Annotated in this window: 15 protein-coding genes; 3 read left to right on the top strand and 12 right to left on the bottom strand. The window is 33.0% G+C overall.

All coding sequences use genetic code 11. The annotated features are described in order from the left end of the window. Positions 1-56: 56 nt before the first annotated feature. The 6 genes from DWY01_RS10150 to DWY01_RS10175 form a co-directional block, all read right to left on the bottom strand. Entirely contained in the window at positions 57-422 is a 366-nt protein-coding gene (locus DWY01_RS10150; RefSeq protein WP_199519951.1) for a hypothetical protein, read from the bottom strand. A 486-nt stretch (positions 423-908) separates the two neighbouring features. Beyond that, positions 909-1931 (bottom strand): hypothetical protein, encoded by a 1023-nt coding sequence (locus DWY01_RS10155; RefSeq protein ID WP_117996011.1) that lies wholly within the window; start codon positions 1929-1931, stop codon positions 909-911. Between the two features lie 137 nt (positions 1932-2068). After that, positions 2069-3382 carry a sugar phosphate nucleotidyltransferase gene (locus tag DWY01_RS10160; protein WP_117996012.1) on the bottom strand — a complete coding sequence of 438 codons (1314 nt, stop codon included), beginning with the start codon at positions 3380-3382 and terminating at the stop codon, positions 2069-2071. Between the two features lie 13 nt (positions 3383-3395). Then, positions 3396-5090: a phospho-sugar mutase gene (locus DWY01_RS10165; protein ID WP_117996013.1), complete on the bottom strand. Its 1695-nt coding sequence runs from the start codon at positions 5088-5090 to the stop codon at positions 3396-3398. 167 nt (positions 5091-5257) lie between these two features. Then, positions 5258-5581 carry a hypothetical protein gene (locus DWY01_RS10170; protein WP_243002001.1) on the bottom strand — a complete coding sequence of 108 codons (324 nt, stop codon included), beginning with the start codon at positions 5579-5581 and terminating at the stop codon, positions 5258-5260. A 131-nt stretch (positions 5582-5712) separates the two neighbouring features. Beyond that, positions 5713-6483 (bottom strand): hypothetical protein, encoded by a 771-nt coding sequence (locus tag DWY01_RS10175; protein WP_117996014.1) that lies wholly within the window; start codon positions 6481-6483, stop codon positions 5713-5715. A gap of 290 nt (positions 6484-6773) precedes the next feature. Here DWY01_RS10175 and DWY01_RS12035 point away from each other — a divergent pair, with 290 nt between their 5' ends. Both DWY01_RS12035 and DWY01_RS11700 read left to right on the top strand, forming a co-directional pair. Further along, positions 6774-6944 (top strand): transposase, encoded by a 171-nt coding sequence (locus tag DWY01_RS12035; RefSeq protein ID WP_371412830.1) that lies wholly within the window; start codon positions 6774-6776, stop codon positions 6942-6944. Between the two features lie 2 nt (positions 6945-6946). Continuing rightward, entirely contained in the window at positions 6947-7111 is a 165-nt protein-coding gene (locus tag DWY01_RS11700; RefSeq protein WP_199519953.1) for a hypothetical protein, read from the top strand. Between the two features lie 417 nt (positions 7112-7528). Here DWY01_RS11700 and DWY01_RS10185 read toward each other — a convergent pair whose 3' ends face one another. From DWY01_RS10185 to DWY01_RS10195, 3 genes are read right to left on the bottom strand one after another with little or no spacing between them, the layout of a single operon-like run. Continuing rightward, positions 7529-8260 (bottom strand): adenylate/guanylate cyclase domain-containing protein, encoded by a 732-nt coding sequence (locus tag DWY01_RS10185; RefSeq protein WP_117996015.1) that lies wholly within the window; start codon positions 8258-8260, stop codon positions 7529-7531. Between the two features lie 13 nt (positions 8261-8273). After that, a complete protein-coding gene (locus DWY01_RS10190) occupies positions 8274-8831 on the bottom strand; it encodes a Pycsar system effector family protein (RefSeq protein WP_117996016.1) in 558 nt (185 codons plus the stop codon). A 3-nt stretch (positions 8832-8834) separates the two neighbouring features. Next, on the bottom strand, positions 8835-10265 hold the full coding sequence (locus tag DWY01_RS10195; RefSeq protein WP_117996017.1) for an adenylate/guanylate cyclase domain-containing protein: 1431 nt from the start codon (positions 10263-10265) through the stop codon (positions 8835-8837). A 263-nt stretch (positions 10266-10528) separates the two neighbouring features. Here DWY01_RS10195 and DWY01_RS10200 point away from each other — a divergent pair, with 263 nt between their 5' ends. Next, entirely contained in the window at positions 10529-12274 is a 1746-nt protein-coding gene (locus DWY01_RS10200) for an IS1634 family transposase (protein WP_117996018.1), read from the top strand. Positions 12275-12404: 130 nt separating this feature from the next. Here DWY01_RS10200 and DWY01_RS10205 read toward each other — a convergent pair whose 3' ends face one another. The 3 genes from DWY01_RS10205 to DWY01_RS10215 all read right to left on the bottom strand — a co-directional run bounded on the left by DWY01_RS10205 (position 12405) and on the right by DWY01_RS10215 (position 19697). Beyond that, a complete protein-coding gene (locus DWY01_RS10205) occupies positions 12405-13109 on the bottom strand; it encodes a hypothetical protein (RefSeq protein WP_117996019.1) in 705 nt (234 codons plus the stop codon). 240 nt (positions 13110-13349) lie between these two features. Beyond that, complete coding sequence (locus DWY01_RS10210; protein ID WP_117996020.1) at positions 13350-16631, bottom strand: transglutaminase domain-containing protein; 3282 nt, start codon at positions 16629-16631, stop codon at positions 13350-13352. 105 nt (positions 16632-16736) lie between these two features. Beyond that, positions 16737-19697, bottom strand: coding sequence for an N-acetylmuramoyl-L-alanine amidase (locus DWY01_RS10215; RefSeq protein ID WP_117996021.1), 2961 nt, complete (start codon positions 19695-19697; stop codon positions 16737-16739). Positions 19698-19835 lie beyond the last annotated feature (138 nt).

The following is a 19835-nucleotide window of genomic DNA, read 5'->3' on the forward strand; positions in this document are numbered from 1 at the left end:
ATTGTACCACTGGTGTAAATTTTCTCTTTTTGACTAGTCCTATTTATATGCTAACATCATACTATTAGGTAAACAATTAAAGTAAGGAATAATACGAATCTAGAGAATAAAATTCCCTTTTGAACCGTAAATAAATATAGAGTTGCTAATAATCCAACAATAAATACATGCCTTACAGTTTTAACAAACTCAAGATAATGACCTCTTTTCAATACATTCTTTAATGTACCGAAAACCAGCAACACCATTAAATCAGCTAATTCTATAATAATAGCCATGTTTCTATATAAGAAATCAATGTACATATGAACATTTCCATTTTTAATGAAATATGCCAATAAATATGCTAGCTGCAAGCAAACCATATCCAACAATATAAAGTCGATATGCTTTAACCAACCCTTACTATTCTTTCTATACATACATAACCCCTACTCCCAAGACATTAAAAAAGCTTATTCAGACTTAAAAACTCCAAATAAGCAATAAATAAAAATTTTAGATACACTTTCCCTCACCCATAACAAGTTGGAAGATGAACGATTCAATCAAAAATGCGGCAATCCAGCTATTTTTAATATCCTCTAGATGTATCATTTTTAATTCCTATTAACTTATTTATACCAAAAAAGTTCACGATATAACTATCGTACATATATTCTATACTTTTTCAACATATATGTCAATGTCACCCACCCCCTAAAATCATTATTAAATGTTATAGAAGGTATAATATTTACCTTATATAAAACAAATATTCAATCCTTATTCAAAACGTTAATTGTCCTTTATATAAAGCACACATTAGCAAAAGATAATCATAGTTTTATAACCAAGTTAATGTAAACGATTTCATAAATATAGTAGAACCCCCTCGTATTACACAAGGAGGTTCTGAACAACAATATTTACTGTCTCTTATTCTTCAATACAACATATCCAATCCCTACAACACTCAAAGATAACAAGGCAAAGTTAACACCTGTATTCACTGATACACCAGTATGAATATTGTTCTTAGTTTTTTCTTTGTTAGGTCCTTCAGGCTTCTTAAGCTCTTCCTTCTTCTCTTCCTTAGGCTCCTCTTTAATATATGGCTTCTTAAGCGTTTCATTCTCTCTTCTATCAAGAATTGTGAACACATCACCATTTAATAGTTCATACTTATAATTCTTTGACTTACTCTTTACAGTAATCTTATAATCCCCTGTCTCTTCACCAGGCTCTCTTGTTAGAATATAATCATCATTTTCAAACGCTGGATCATTTTCACCAACAAACTTCGTTTGTTTAACTAGCTTCAATTGAACTGTTCTAGGAAGAATTGGTACCTTAAATGGTACTGACTCATAATATGTTTCATTCAAATCAAATGATACAGTGTATTCTCCTGCATCCATAAGTTTAATCGGTTTCAGGCCATGAATCGTACTATAAATATATGTGCCTTCTTCATTATAAATAGATTCAACATCTGGATGTTCAACACGAGTCTTTTCTACCTTTACATCCGTAGTTTTAGATGGACTAAATACAAAGTGATAGTTTCCATTATAATCATTCTCAGCTTCAAACTCATCATTCGTATTAATCATAAGTTTAAAGTTTAAATCTTCTTTGCCCTCACAAACATACTTCTCTATCTCTGGATCACCAAATCTCCAATCCTTATTATAAGATACTTTCACTTCAACATCCTTCGGTTTAATCTCATAATACTTTGGACCACTCGAAGTAACCGCAATATAAATACCACAATCACTTGGAACCTCATCCAACAATTCAAAATCCGTTGAATAATACATCGTCGCATCTTCAACCTCTATTTTTTGACCCGTATATTCAAAAGACAATGAAACATCCTGTGCGTGTATACGCATAGGTATACACGCAACAATTAAAGCAAATAAAACACCTATTAATCTTTTCATACCCTCTTTTCCTTTCTATAGGCGAATCTCTAATTCCACTATATCAAAGAAAAGAAAGTATTACCATTTAATAACCAATAAGTATAAAAAGATTGCTAATAAAGACAAGTCTTTTTTAGCAATTATTTGTAATATAACTATTGATTAGTATATTTTGATTTATCATCCACTTTAATAGCTTCACCCAATTGAATTTCAATAATTTCCATTTTCTCGTATGCCTTAATACTATGTCTAGTGTTAACTGGAATTTGAATAACATCTCCAGCTTTAACAGCCTTGTACTCCCCATTAATACAAACTTTACCGGTACCAGAAATAATATTCCATATTTCAGATCTAACAGAGTGAGAATGATAACTCATTTCTGTGTTTGGCTTCATTTCAATCTTGATTGTTTTTGAATTCTTTTCATTATCAATCACAGTAAATGTTCCCCATGATTTTTCTGCATACATACTAGGATTATCAATTTTTTCTACATATGGCTTCATGTAGCCACTTCTTTCTTTGGTTGAAACTAAAATACCATCTTCACTAGCAGCTACAACCATATCTTCACAACCCATGCATAAAATTGGAATGTTTAATTCATTTACAACATTTGTATCTACACACGTTTCATCTAAGATTACATCGCCCTTTGTTTTATCAGCCATAACCTCAGACATCATATTCCAAGTACCAACATCCTTCCATTCCCCAGCATATCTAAGTACTTGAATGTTTTGCTCTTTTTCTACAACCGCATAATCAAAACTAATTTTTGTTAATGTATCATACTTTTTAAATAAATCAGTATAATCTGCAAAGTCAATTAATTCATGTGCTTTATTTAACAAATATCCCAATTTAAACGCAAATACACCAGCATTCCACAATGCACCTTGTTCAATATATTTCTTTGCCGTCTCTGTATCTGGTTTTTCAGTAAATTTAGATACACTACTAATCTCACTTTTATTTGTAGGTATAATATATCCATATTTTTCACTAGGAACAGTTGGCTCTATTCCCATCAAAACTAAATTTGATTGTCCTTCATTTACAATTTTCTCTAATTTCTGTACAGTCTCATAATATGTATTATCCACATAAGGATCCACTGGACAAACCGCAACACAATCCTCGTCATGTAGCCCTTGTACATCTTTTAAATAAGCAGCTGCCAAAGCAATCGCAGGGAAAGTATCTCTGCGACATGGTTCTAAACAAATAGATACCTTGTTCCCCAATTGATTACGAATTGCACTCACTTGTGTTTTACTAGTCGCAATCGTTACATCCATTTCTGAATTCACATCATGAATCTGACGATACACTCTTTGTACCATAGATTCATATTTGCCCTTTTCATCCTTAAATAATTTAATAAACTGTTTACTACGAACATCATTAGAAAGTGGCCATAAACGTTTTCCACTACCACCTGAAAGTAAAATAATATGCATATCTTTGTCCTTCCTATAGACCCATGTGTGTCTTAATTGTACTTTGAATCACTTCAAGACGAATATTCGCCTCGTTTTTATTATTCCCACGAATACTATAATAAATCTTGATCTTAGGCTCTGTTCCCGAAGGCCTTACAGCAACCCATGATCCATCTTTTAACTCGTATTTTAAAACATTCGAAATTGGATACGTTCCAAAACCATGTTCTTCAAATGTTACTTTTGAAAAATCTAAAATTCTCTCTACATCACTAAATGGACATTGTTCTCTCAATTTCGTCATCATGCCATTTATTTTTTCACCACCATCTTTACCTTTTAATGTAAAACTTTCTAATAAATCTTTATAATATCCATATTCTTCATAAATATCATTCAACTTATCAATCAATGTCTTATTTTGACTTTTAGTCTCTGCAGCCATTTCACAAATTAACATACTAGAAACAACCGCATCTTTGTCCCTTGCATGCGTTCCACAAAGATATCCATATGATTCTTCATATCCAAATAGATAGTCATAATTACGGGTTAAATCATCATTATCCTTTGCTCTTTCAAACTGCGTTATTTTTTCACCAATATATTTAAAACCTGTTAATGTTGAGAACACTTCAACATCATTCTTTTCTGCAATTTTTGCTCCCAATTCTGAAGTCACTATTGTTTTAATAATCGCAGGTTTTTCAAGCTCATCTAAATCTGTATGCCGAATAATAAAATCCATTAATAAAGCGCCTATTTGATTACCAGTTAACAATTGATATTCATCACTTGAATTCTTAACCGCAACACCAACACGATCACAATCCGGATCCGTCCCTAATACAATATCTGCATTTAATTCCTTAGCTAGTTCTATGCCTAGAATTAAAGCATCCTTATCTTCAGGATTTGGTGATTTTACGGTTGAAAAATTTCCATCATCATTTGCCTGTTCATCCACCAATGAAACACAAGTAAAACCATCCATTTCTAATATTTTTGAAACAGGAACTCTTCCAGATCCATGCAATGGTGTATAAACGATATTTAAATTCGATTTAGCTTCTCTATCTTCAATACGCTGCTGTTTAAAGACTTCTTCAACAAAAGCATCTGTATTATCAATTATAGAAATCAAAGAATCGTTTCCTGCAAAATTAATCAAACGATAATCCTTAACATTCTTCACAAAACGTATTACCTGATCTGCTTGGCTAGGAACTAACTGACCTCCATATTCATCATACACCTTATATCCATTGTACTCCTTTGGATTATGACTTGCAGTAATCACAACACCAGCCAACGCATTATAATAAGGTACAGAAAAACTTAACTGAGGCGTAGGTCTAGCATTCTTCATCAGGTATACCCGAATACCTAAACCAGACAAAACATCAGCCGTAACCTGAGCATATGATTTACTATTATTTCTTGTATCAAAGCCAATCACAACTCCTCGAGACTCACAGACATCCATACCATATGAATCTATTAAGTAATTCCCTAATCCTAGTGTCACCTTACCAATTGTATATTTATTTAAACGATTTGTACCAGCACCCATAATACCACGTAAACCACCAGTACCAAATTCTAATTCTTTGTAAAAACGATCCTCTATTTCCTTTTCAGAAGCAATCTGTTTTAATTCATCTCGAATCGATTTATCAAAGCAATCATTTTCTATCCAATCCTTATATATGTCTAAATATCCCATAGACTACCTCATTTTTTAAATATACCTATATTAAGCTATCAATTATATGAATCTACTTTATTCATAATCATGCCATTTAATTTAAACTAAAATTTACGTTAAGTATAATAACATAGAATAAAAAATAAGGCAAAATCACTTGGATTTGCCTTACTTTCATAATCATATTACTTTTTATAGAAAGCATTATTTGTATTTCCAGGAGCCTTTTGTCCTTTTGGAACTAAACAAATCTGAATTGCCTCTAAACGTCTACTATGACCTTCACTTCCAGAACTTTCTCCATTTTTGGCCCAACCTAGCCAACCAAAATTCTGACAATGCACTCTATAATAAACATCATATTCATTGGCAACCTGTCCAGTTAACTTGATCTGTATTGCTTCTAATCGTTTTGATTGTCCTGAAGTTCCAGACATCGCATCATTTGATTTCCAATCTTGCCAGCCACAATCTTGTACATGCGTTCCATAAACAACATTTCCATTCAATGAAGGAAATAGTTTAATATTTATACCCTTCTTCTAAAAATTTAATAGCTAATCCTTTTTAAGAGGATCGTTGTGCAATATAAATGTACATGAAAAAAATGCCTAGTGATAAAACAATCGGCCATGCATGATTAATACGGATTACACATTTTATTTATAAATGTTTCTATAAATGTTGTTAATGAATACACACATTTATCTGTTTCTTTTTCGTATATATAGCATGATTTTATTTTTCCTTCAGATGTAAATTGAAGATATGGATTTAAGTCATTTAATACTTTTTTCAGTTCCGGTTCCAATGCTTTTAAAAGTTCTTTATGCATAGATGTAAAAATTTTTTCAAATCTTACCATCAAATCATATAAATCAATTTTTTTATTATCATCATACATTTGCTGCAAATCCTTAATAATATTTTTTTGTAATCTACTAGAATTTTGTAATAAAATTTCCGGTTCAATATATATATATATTTCCGATTTCCCAGGCCAAAACTCTATTTGTGTAATTGCCATTTCGCAATGAGTCATGTAAATACGAAGATTATACATCATTCGATATTCAAAATTTTCATCATAATACTTTTTTTTGAAAGGTTCAAAAATTTTTTTATAATGACTTTCATAATATTCAATCCATGCATAAAATGTTCCTAATACATTGTATGTATATCGGTTAATTGTATCAATGGAATATTTATTCATCATCTCTATTGTAGGAAGAAACGCAAGTAACTCTTTTATATTATCTCTAACTATAACATAATAATCTTTACTCAACATAGATACTTGAAGTCTTCTTATATTAGACATAATAGTCTTATAATCTTTTTCTGATATTTCATCCACAACTGTTTTAAGAGTTGCATCCTTGTCAACAGCACTAATTCTATATTTCATTTTTTCTCCATTTTTATATAAATAATTTTAATTTCAGCAAGATAATAAACTATAAAATTCATTTTTACTATCCAACACGTAAACCCTGAAAACTCTTCTTACGTTTTTTTACATTTTATAATCAAAAACACGCAATGAAATATCCCAAAACATCTTCACTCCTACGCTTTTTTCTAGACTATCACCACTACCACTTTCACAATATCTTGATACTCAACCTCCCACTCTTCCTATAATACCACCTATTTTGTAGTTCTGAATATAAAATTGAGGCAGACAAAGGCCAGGTGGTGGTCTGCAATAAAAAAGTGAATAATGCGATCATTGAGAATCGAAACAAGATTATCAAGTGTATCAAGAACAACGCCAATGGCTACACCAACTGGTCTCGCTTCCGCAATCGTGTAATGCATGTACTCGATCCAAACGCTACATTTAGCCTGGAACCAAGGGAGAAATGATCATGGATGTACAAGACGTTATTGAATTGATTGAATACTTCAGAAATCTTCAAAACAATGAAATGAAATTTGAAATTGAAGAGCTACGAGGATACATTGACATAAGATTCGAAGAATTATATGTCAAGTTAACTGAATACATTGATTCAAACATCTCTGCTCCCTAGTTAATAATCCTTTAAACACTCATAGGGTTTTCAACCCTACGATTCTTGAAGCCAACTTTTAGTCGCCCATATCTAATTGCGGATTACCAAACTGTTTTGGGATATATGCCGCCCCTTAAATTCTTGGAGAGCAAATTCACCTAACCCCATCCAAATTTATTGCGCCTTTCTTATGATACACTTATCGTATTTAACTGTTAATCAAAGTCGCTGAATGCCCCTATAGCAGTATCTCTCCACTGATTTTCCTTATATACTGTCCGTTAACCTTTTGATAGGCTGCTGCCTACTCGAAACTAAACGGCAATTCAAAGGAAAGAGAACTCCTACCTATTTGCGATTGTAGCCTGGACTGGCTTTAAGAACTGCTACAAAATCAGCTTACGCTTACATTTTTTAACTGTATCAAATCAACATCTATTTACAATTCTTATCATACCAATCATTCATATTGGTATTTATAATATTTCCTTCATACCTAGTCACCCATCCATCGGAATAGTTTGAAAACAAACTTTGATGATGCTCATTTAACTTATTATAAACAATGTCTGAAATTACAATTACTTTTCTATAATCTCTACCTGCCTTATTGCATAAATGGCACGCTGAATTTACAACGTCTCCCATCCAAATAACATCGTTAATTCCGCTACCTGAATATCCAGCTTTAACCATCAATGCTCTGCCATAATCGATACCTATCCCAACCGAAATTTGCGAATATTTCTTCTTCCTTAATTTATAATTGAGTATTTTAATCATACTATTTAGTCTAGCTGCCACCGAAATAACATTGTCAACATCAGAATTATTAGGGGTATCAAAAACTCCCCATACACAATCTCCATTAATATTTATTTCTTTACAATCAGTTTCTGCATTCATAATAGCAACACACTCTGATAAAAATGCTCTATACATTTTTGCCAATGTTGGTCTTTTATGCTCGTCTGTCATATCAGATGACCCTACAATATCAATAAAAATGGCAGTAACATTTACATAATATCCATTTTTAAATGTCAAATCACTTCTGGCAGGAATGCTGTCTTTATCACAGTAATCATTGTCACTTACATCTAAAATTTCATCCATTCTTTTCGAACTTTTATCTACGTCATAAGACATTATATGATTTGATTCCATAATTTTCCTCCTTCTATATTAACTGAAATATCATACACACAAACCACAGAATAACTGTTGCTAATAAAAACTTTATTCCCTTGTTATACCATTTTGCTTTTAGACTACATATTTTCGAATTTGTATGTATCTGTTCTTCTAAATCATCTATCATTTCTTTTTCGTCCATATCGTTTATGGCACTCTTATAATTCTCCAATGTCATATTTCCAATAGAGCCAAAGAAAAAAATAGATGGTGCATTATTAAGATTTTTCACTCTTGCAATAATAGATAACATAAAGCATAAAATAGAAATAAAGCTTGATAAATATAGCAGTGCAACTAGAATGGCTGCAATAATTTTTACTCCAGATAATTCTGCTAGTTGTGATACCTCTGTTATTCTTTCAAATGCACTGGGCATGCCCTTTTCAAATATAACACCTATTAAAACACCTGTTAATGCTAATGCAAATGAAACCTTAGTATCCATATTTCCTATCCATGTATTTATGATACCCAGTGTTTCATAAGCATCTTCTTTTTTAAACGCTCTATTTTTTTGCTGTTGATTGTCATTCTGTGCCATAATTTAAAATCCCCTTATTTTCTTCAATTTACTGATTTTTTCTTCATAATCTTTTATATGTTCATATCGTATTTTATTATTTTTAAGGCTTTTCTCCATTGCATCAATAACTTGCCAACCTATATTCTGTTCACAAGCCCATTTAAAAGTCGATTCATTTATATATACCCATATATTATTTTCCTTTGCCATACTAACCATATATCTATATGACACACGATATAACCCAAAGTAAGCATATATCTCAATAAACTCAAAAACACTATTATTTATTATATCTTCATTATATCCTTGCTTCTTTCCTAATTCATGATAAAATTCGTCTATATCTAACCATCTATTAATACCAATATTATCGATATATTCAAGTTCTCTACAAAATGACCCATTTATTATTTTTTTGACAAAAGAATATGTAGTCTCAATTTCTGTTTGTAGCTGTTCTTTCGCTTTTCCCCTTTCATTTATCGCCTTTATTTTTTCGTTATTTTCATTCGAAAACCTTCTCTTTAATTCATCATTTTCTTTCTTCAATCTTTCTTCTAAAATAGCTAATTCCCGTTCTCGTTGAACCAGACTATTTTTTAATCTATCGATTTCTCTAATGCCATCTGCCAATCCCGCAAATGTATCCGACTCTACTGTTGTATTTTCATCTATTTTGGTTGGTTTTCCTAAATCCTCTGAAAACTCCAAATAGTAATCCTTTGTCACATAGCCTTGGAATAACTTTGTTCCTTTATATTTTGCTGATTTTACAAAAACTTCCCTATACTCATCTGACATTTGCTTGAAAACATTATCTGAAATAAATATTTCTCCGCCAGATGCTATATCTGAATATTTGCTTGCGTAATTTGTTGTATTACCAACCCATACACAATCCACTTCGTTCTCTCTATTTTCATCACTTTCCAGACCATACATACCAACCTGAGTTACAAGAACCTTTCCATAATCAATTCCAATACCACATTCAATAATTTTCCCATTAACATTAGTTTTCAAATATTTATTCAAGCTATAATCAATCACAGTCTGTAAACTTCTTGCCGCATTAATTGCTTTATCTGCTGCACTGTCCACAATATTCCCGTTTTTATCAGCAGAGTCAATAAATACGCCCATAATTCTGTCACCCAGAAATTGTCTTGTAACTCCTCCATTTTTTCTAACACAATCAACTGCCATTCTCATAAATGAGCGATATATTTTAACCATACTTTTTGCTTGGCTATTTTCTGTTAAGTATGTTGACTTACGAATATCAATAAATAGTATGGCTGCCATGATGGAGTAGGTTCTATTATTATCTTCCAATTGTTCTATTGTTGGAGGTAATTCTGAATCTATTTCTATTTGCTCAACAGTCTGTTCTGTTATTTTTTTAATCTGCAAATCTACTTTTTCAAAATCATTTTTTGAAAATCTCATATTTACTCTACATTCTCCTCTATAATATAAAGATAGCTTTTTTACACATTTTCACTTGCTCCACATATATTATATAATCTTTTCTTCTTTTTCAATAGTTTTAAAAATCCAAATATACGCGGGAGTTTGACACCCCTTTTCACAACTGATCTTAAACATAGCGCCTAAACAAGCGCTTTTCTTTTACTTTTTTTGTCAAATCATTTGCTTTTGTATATCGTATTATCTCGTATTCTGTGATATAATTGTATTAGGTGATATTTATGCGTGTTACAACTACTAAATCTAAAACAGATGAATCTTTTTATATCAATTATGCTTTCATCAACGAAAAAGGAAAAAGCACCTCAAGAATCTACAAGAAGCTCGGTAAACTTTCTGAACTTTCTAAAAAACTGAATACAGACAGAGATGGTGTTATGGCCTGGGCAAGAGAACAGGCTCGTATAGAAACTGAAAAATATAAAAAGGAAAATGAATCAGTTTCTATCGCTCTTAATCCAAATATTCCAATCAAGAAGGATCAGCTGAACACTTTTAATTGTGGCTATCTTTTTCTACAAAGCATTTATTATTCTCTACATTTGGATAATATCTGCAGAAACATCAAAAACAGACATGATTACGAATACGATTTGAACGCAATTCTTGCCAATCTGATATATGCTCGTTTTTTTAACCCAACGAGTAAGTTAAGTTCATTTAAGTATTGTCATTCGCTTCTTGAACAACCTACTTATCATTTACACGATATCTACAGAGCATTAACTGTTCTAGCTGAAGAGAGTGACTATATTCAGGCAGAGCTTTACAGAAATACAAACTACATCCATAAAAGAAATACACGCGTTCTTTATTATGATTGTACAAATTATTATTTCGAAATCGAACAGGAACGTGGAGATGCCAAGTACGGTAAAAACAAAGAAAACAAACCAAATCCAATAGTTGGTATGGGATTGTTTATGGATGCCGACGGATTCCCTTTATCATTTGATCTGTTTCCTGGGAACCAAAATGAACAGCTGACATTAAAAGACCATGAACATAAAGTCATCAATGATTTTCAATGTTCTCAATTCGTTTATTGTTCTGATAGTGGACTTGGTTCTAAGAAAAACCGTCTTTTGAATACAACAGGCGGAAGAGCTTACGTGATTACACAATCTCTTAAAAAGCTAAAAAAAGATGTTCGAGAAACAGCTTTATCTACATCACAATATAGAAAGATTGGTTCCAACAAATTCATTGATTTGAATGACCTAGACGAAGAAGATCCAGAAGTTTTTAATACTATCTACTACAAAGAAGTTCCATATGACAGTAACGAGCTTTCTGAAACTTTAATTGTGACTTATTCGCCTAAATACAGAAAATATCAAGCATCTATACGTCAGAATCAAATACAAAGAGCTCAAAAAATGATTACAGATAGCGGCAAGCCAAAAAAGAATCGTAAAAATCCTAACGATCCTGCTAGATTTCTTAAAAAACAGTCCTTCACGGACAATGGTGAATTAGCTGAAGATGAAATCTGGCAAATCGACCAAGAAGTTATTGAAAAAGAAGCAATGTATGATGGATTCTATGCCGTCGTTACAAATCTTGATGATGATGTTCAAGATATAATAGCCATCAACAAAAGAAGATGGCAGATTGAAGAATGTTTTAGAATTCTAAAATCAGATTTCGATGCCAGACCCGTTTATTTAAGAGACGATGATAGGATCAAAGCTCATTTCCTTATTTGTTTCATGGCCTTATTATTCTTCCGAATTCTAGAAAACAAACTAGAATATAAATATACAGCAGACCAAATTGTGGGCACCATGAAAAAGATGAATCTTACATTATTAGAAGGATATGGATACATCCCATCCTATACAAGAACAGATATTACAGATGATCTTCATAAATTGTTTGGATTCAGAACAGATTACCAAATAACAAAAAAGCAGAAAATGAGAAACATCATACATCAAACAAAAGATAAGAAAAAAATACTATAATCCGCAACAACGCAAAAAAGTGGCTCAAAGCCTTTATACTAGGGTTTTGGACCACTTTATTTCTTTTCTGGCTGTCAAAGACAGGATTTTAGAATAAAAAAATAGGCAAAGTTATAGAAATACATCCTATTTACTTTACCCATTTATCATTTTGATAATCATATTTATAACCATACACAATAAGAAAAGCATTCACCATCTTAAAATAAGTCTTCTCCGTATTTACTTCTCTTATATCTTCTAACTGTAACGCTTTAGTAAATGAATCCATGGTGTATTCATTCTTAAATGTTAAACCCTGCATAAACAAATTATAATAATGTAGGTTATTCTCTAATGTATTTAATATATCACGTATACCTTTTTTTACTTTAGGGAATAATAGAACAATCAATGAGCTAAAAAATTCAAATGCCAATGGATTCTCCTTCACAAACTCATTTACTGTAACATAAAAGTTGTATACAAAATCAAACGGATTCGCTCCACCTATACCACCAATATTTTTAACTAAAAATTCTAAATGATCAAACTCAAATCCATAATTCTTTAACTCACATATTTTGGCATCCATAGGATCAAAACTAGTCTTTAAAACACCCTCATCAAAATAGAAAGGCATACCTATAACAGGATGATAATCTGTATAATTCCAATCTTGACTTTTTAAGCACAGATGAACCATTAAAGGTACATCCATATTTAAATTATTAAATACATCTCTTGCCGTAGCCGTTTCATTAATTTCAACCATACCCTCATAAACCAATGTATGCTCTACATGATCTTCAACATAATCATTTTGATATACAACCACCTTAATTTCTTCTAACACAAAAATTCCCCCTTACTTATAAAAATCATAAAAGAGTCCAGACTATCACAACAATCTCATTGTGTTTCCCCCAAGGGTACCTTTTAAATATTTAAAAAGTTAACACCCTTTTTTACTGTTTAACTTCTAAAGTCAGGTACCATATATTCAAAATCATAGCAAATAATCAAAAAACCGCGGAACCACTGGTATATCCATATTCATATTTATATTTAAAATTTAATAGTTTTTTTACTATTTTTATCTCCTATAAAACCGATTGTTCGTATCACCAGGAGCCTTTTGTCCTTTTGGAACTAAACAAATCTGAATTGCCTCTAAACGCCTACTATAGCCTTCACTACCAGAACTTTCTCCATTTTTGGCCCAGCCTAGCCAACCAAAATTCTGACAATGCACTCTATAATAAACATCATATTCATTAGCAACCTGTCCAGTTAACTTAATCTGTATTGCTTCTAATCGTTTTGATTGTCCTGAAGTTCCAGACATCGCATCATTTGATTTCCAATCTTGCCAGCCATAATCTTGTACATGCGTTCTATAAACAACATTTCCGTCCAATGAAGGAGATAGTTTAATATTAATACCTTCCAAACGCTTAGACTGTCCTGACGTACCACTCTGTTCACCATCATATACATAGCCTTGCCAACCATAATCCTGAACATGTGTTCTATAAGAAATACTCTTACGAATAAATGCATTATTTGTAGTACCAGGTGCTTTATCACCTTTTTTTACCAAACGAATCTCGATACCCTCTAAACGCTTAGAAAAACCTTCACTACCAGAAGCTTCTCCATTCTTGGCCCAGCCAAGCCAACCAAAATCTTGACAATGTACACGATAATAAACATCATACTTGTTGGCAATTTCATCACTTAATTTAATACGAATAGCCTCTAATCTTTTTGATTGTCCTGAAGTACCAGACATGGTACCATTGGATTTCCAACCTTGCCATCCAATATCTTGTACATGCGTTTGATATTCCACATTACCCTTTAACTTTGAAGATAATTTAATTTGTATTCCTTCTAAACGTTTTGATCTACCAGAAGTACCACTCATCTTACCATCCTGTACAAAATCCTGCCATCCAATATCCTGCACATGAGTCTTATATAAGATAGAAGCCCTATCATCTACAAGTTTGGCAATACTTTCATCCTTTGTAGTTCCACATTTAGTACAAGTATAACGCTTAACACCTGTTTCACTATATGTAGGATTCTTTACAATAGTACCTTTATCCCATCTATGACTAATCTTCGGAATAACAGTTACATCCTTCTTAGAATCACAACGAGTACAATGATGTGACTTGCTTCCTTCATTAGTACAAGTAGCTGCTTTATCAACTGTCCAACTAGAAGAATAATCATGACCTAATGCCTTAATCGATTCTGTTTTAGTTGTTTTACAATTCTTACAAGTATAAGTTTTAACTCCATCCTTGGTACAAGTAGCTTTTGTAGTAACTACACCTGAATCCCAGTTATGACCTGTCTTTGGAATAACAGTTACATCCTTCTTAGAATCACAACGAGTACAATGATGTGATTTACTTCCTTCATTCGTACAAGTAGCTGCTTTATCAATAGTCCAACTAGAAGAATAATCATGACCTAAAGCTTTGATTGCTTCTTTTTTAGTTGTTTTACAATTCTTACAAGTATAAGTTTTAACTCCATCCTTAGTACATGTAGCCTTTGTAGTAACTACACCTGAATCCCAATTATGACTTGTCTTTGGAATAACAGTTACATCAGTTTTAGAATCACAACGAGTACAATGATGTGATTTACTTCCTTCATTCGTACAAGTAGCTGCTTTATCAACAGTCCAACTAGAAGAGTAATCATGACCTAAAGCTTTGATTACTTCTGTCTTAGTTGTTTGACAATCCTTACAAGTATAAGTCTTAACTCCATCCTTAGTGCAAGTAGCCTTTGTGGTAATTACACCTGGATCCCAATTATGACTTGTCTTTGGAATAACTGTAACATCAGTCTTAGAATCACAACGAGTGCAATGGTGGGATTTGCTTCCTTCATTTGTACAAGTAGCTGCTTTATCAATTGTCCAATCATTTGAGTATGTGTGACTTGTCTTTGGAATAACTGTTACATCCTTCTTTGAATCACAACGAGTACAATGATGAGATTTACTTCCTTCTTGTTGACAAGTTGCTTCTTGATCTATTGTCCACTCTTTTGAGTAATCATGATCTAAAGCTTTAATTGATTCTGTCTTAGTTGTTTGGCAATTTTTACATGTATAGGTTTTAATTCCCTCTTTTTCACATGTTGGTTCTGTTGTAACTTTACCCTCATCCCATTTATGTTCAGTACAAGGAACTGTAAAATCAAATTGAGCACCATTTGTCTTTGCAACTAGATCAACCTTTTTACCATTCACATACCAATCTGTTGTATTCATAACATAGGCAATAATTCCGTTTTGAATACCATAAATACTTTCTGGATATGCAGCATTGTCTGCAGTAATAGAAAATTGTGTCTTTCCTGCATTCAAGTTTTCTTGAATTCTATCTTTATATGATGCAACCCATTTTGCAGCTTCTCCACTTTTTACAAAGTAGTTATTTGCTAAGCTTGTAGAACGAGTCGCATATCCTGCTGCAGTATAAATTTTTGCATGTCCTGGATGAGCTAGTGACATTAACTCGTCAGTTAATCCAAAATACAGTCTTCTTTCATCAAAATTATACCAATCATCATTCGAATCATCCCACGTACAATCGACTTGATACCATTCTCCATTAATCTTAAATGCATTCCAAGTATGTCCATCATATGTATCACGTGTTTCTGCATTTTCAATTCCAGCAGCCGTTAATAATTTAGAATACGCGCTCTCATACGACTGACAAGTACCTAATCCTCTTGTTAATGCACTTTCTGCACTAGACCATTTTAATGATTTGTCATAATCCAATTTATTCAATAACCAATCGTGTAACCATAATGCCTTCGCATAATCCGAACCATCCGTTTCAGCATTACATTGTGCTACGGCAGATTGTACAATCGAATTTACACTTGGATAATTTGGACTTGATACTTGAATAAAAGTATTTGTACGCAAATAATTCATATTCGCCGCTTTATCCATTACATAAAAGCGGAAATTATATGTTCCACTTGCCATCATAGTAAATGTATAATCATGAGAACTACATTCTTCTGTATAGTTCAACCATTCTCCACGACTAGGATCTGCTACGCTTTCATACGATAATACATCAGGATCTGTATAGCTTGGTGCTTCCATTCTAAATTTGTAATTTCCACTTCCACCTGTCGCAGATACATGGAACGTAGTTTCTTGTCCTAATACTGGATCATTCCACTCTACTTTTAATGTAACTCCACCTGAACTTGCTTCGTCCGAATGTGTATACTGATTTTCTTCAGCATGAATAATTGTGGCATTACTAATCAATAGAACAAATGCCAAAAATGTTGAAATTAATCTTTTCCCTAACCTTTTCATAATCTTATTCCTTATCTTAGTTTTATCTAACTAATTTTAGTTTACGGGTTCAAAAAACATGTGTCAACAAAAAAAGAGTCCAGAATCAAATCTGAACTCAAATCTCTATTTACTCAATAAATTTATAACCATATTTACAATGTTTGGACCATAATTCTTGGCAGAAGCCCATCCATAACCCTTTGGATTTTCCTTCATACCTAACCATTCAACATATTGCGCACATCCTCTAGCTACTAAATTAAATCTTGGATCCACACACTGTTGTGTTAAACCATCTAATGATGCATAGGCCTTTAAATGTTGTACATGAGCACGAACACCTACTCTAACATTTTCAAAGCTTGCACCATGAACAGCACCTGTAGCACCAATGCCCGCAAAGTTATATTGGTTTGGTAGTACATCTCCACCATACTTTAAGAAACCTGTTTCTAACATACATTGCGCAAAGACAACTTCAGCACGCACACCCTCAGCTTTTGCCTCTTCATATACGATTTGTGCAAATTGCTCAATTGTACTTGCTCCACCCTTAGCTAAAGAACCATTGTATTTCTTATTCTCTCCAGTAAATGTATCATACCCACTAGACTTTGAATTATAGTAACGAACCATCTGAGCTACACTGGTTTGTGTTGCCCCCATAATAGGAGTCTTATCACTTGCAGTATTATTCGTACTTGGTTTTGAAGTATTTGGCTTTGTTAATACGGTACTCTCATCATCTGCTGCATGACCCTTGTTGTAGTAATGATTTGTTGTACTTCCAGGCGCATTTCCTCCTTTTGGTACTAAAACAATTTGAATAGCCTCTAAACGATAACTATATCCTGCTGTACCTGCAGATTGACCATTTTTAGCCCAGCCTAGCCAACCAAAGTTTTGCGCATGTACACGATAATAAATGTCATATTGATTTGCAGCATTTCCAGTTAAGTTGATTTTAATTGCTTCCAAACGCTTTGACTGTCCAGCTGTTCCACTTAACTGTCCGTTTGATACAAATGATTGCCAACCAATATCTTGTACGTGTGTAGCATATGTCAGTCCACCATCAATTGAACTTCCAAGTTTAATTTTAATAGCTTCCAAACGAAGAGACTGTCCAGATGTACCACTTACTTCGCCATCTGCTTTTTCTGCTTGCCATCCAATGTTTTGAACATGCGTTTGATAAGTTATTGTCTTACAAACAAATGGACGAGAAGTAGAGCCAGGTGCTGCTCCTCCCTTTTTTACTAATTTAATCTCAATGCCCTCTAGACGTTTACTATATCCTTCACTACCAGCCGACTCACCATTTTTAGCCCAGCCTAGCCAGCCATAATCCTGTGCATGAACACGATAATAAATATCATACTTATTTGCTGCATCGCCTGACAATTTGATTTTGATAGCTTCTAATCGTTTTGATTGTCCAGAAGTACCTGCCATAGCACCATTGGATTTCCAACCCTGCCATCCAATATCTTGTACATGTGTTTGATACTCAACACTTCCAGATAGGTTTTGTAGTTTAATATTGATACCTTCAAGCCGTTTGGACTGCCCAGAAGTACCTGACATTTCCCCATCATTCTTCCATTCTTGCCAACCATAATCTTGAACGTGAGTTTGATATGTTACGGAAGGATTTGTATTAGCTACCACTTTTGTCAATCCTAAAGCAGCCACAATACCATTCGCATCCGCAACACCTAATTGTTTAATTTTCTCTTCAGACCCTAAATACTTATTAAAGTCAGACTCATTATCCACACAACAATGCTCAATAATCAAACCTGTAATACCTCTAGTTTTCGCATTACGAATTACCCCATAATAATCCGCGATGCTATTATCATCATAACGATGTGGGTTCGGATATTCATTAATGTCAATCGTTCTAAACTTAATACGACGATCATGTAAACCAAGTGAAACCAATTGATTCTGAATCGCCTGCGCCATGACCTTACCCTTTGCAGAAATATCAGGACGCCAGTTTGTATTTGGATAATAAACCTCTGCCCCATACGCCTGGTGAGAAACAGAAGCATTTAAATGGAAGCTAATCAAATATTGAGCACCCTGCTGCTTTGCATATTCAGCACGCTCCTCAAGACCCATATACTTATCTGTTGAACGTGTCATAACAACCTTACAATTATATTTCTGTAATTCATCATAACAATACTTCGCAATCTTAAGATTATAATCTTTCTCTAAACCCGTACCATTATAATTCAAAGTACCACTCTCAGCTCCACCATGACCAGGATCCAAACATAAAGTAATACCCTCATTTGATTGTGTATCAATATCCTCATCAATCATAGCCATAGCCGCAGGAAAATCTTGAGCCATCATTCCCTCAGCCACTTCTTCAGAAGCCTTGTTTACATCCGTTACTTGAATAACGGAATTATTTAATTCTTCTTCCTCTTCCGAAATATCCTCTGTCATATCTGGTAATGTCTCATCATATCCTGTATATTCTTGATCCACACCAAACTTAACATTCATACCCAAATCACCGAAATTCAAATAATACTTTTCACCATTCAAAGAATAATGAAGCGAAGCAACAAGGTATTCACCTTTTTCTTCAGCACTAAACACTCTTGAAAACTTAATTAAATTATCAACCTGTTCATTACTCTCTAAATCAAAAGTAGAACCATCACTCTTCTTAACAGTAATACGAAAATCAGAATATCCCTCCGTATTATTTAAAGAAAGAACAAAATTCTCAGTAACAGAATTATCTACAACAGGACTATCCACTAAGAAATACTCCATCATTGAAGCATCCCCAAGCTTTTCTTCTACAACTGGTTCTTCACTCGCAACATCTTCTGAAGTATCCTCTTCAGGTGTTACTTCTTCAACATTCGAAGAATCCTCTTCATTCACATTATTATCTTCAACTTCTTCTTGTTCATTTACATCTTCTGTTGTTGTCTGCTCTGTAGTAACTGTTTCTTCCCCTTCTGCAGAAACAGTATAAGTATTCGACAATGTAGAAACAGACATAAACATAGTTAGAATCAAAGCCAAAACCGGTTTTAATCTCTTATTCATACTCTATCCTCCGTTATATTCTATATTTTAATAAAAAACGCTTTCAATTTCAATCAAGTAAAAAAAGGAATTGCATCACACGGGAGTTTAACACTTGCTCATAGCCAAAATAGCCAAATGTCGTTTATGTACGGCTTT

Origin of the sequence: Eubacterium sp. AF22-8LB (assembly GCF_003458715.1) — a bacterium.
Taxonomy (GTDB): domain Bacteria; phylum Bacillota_I; class Bacilli_A; order Erysipelotrichales; family Erysipelotrichaceae; genus Holdemanella.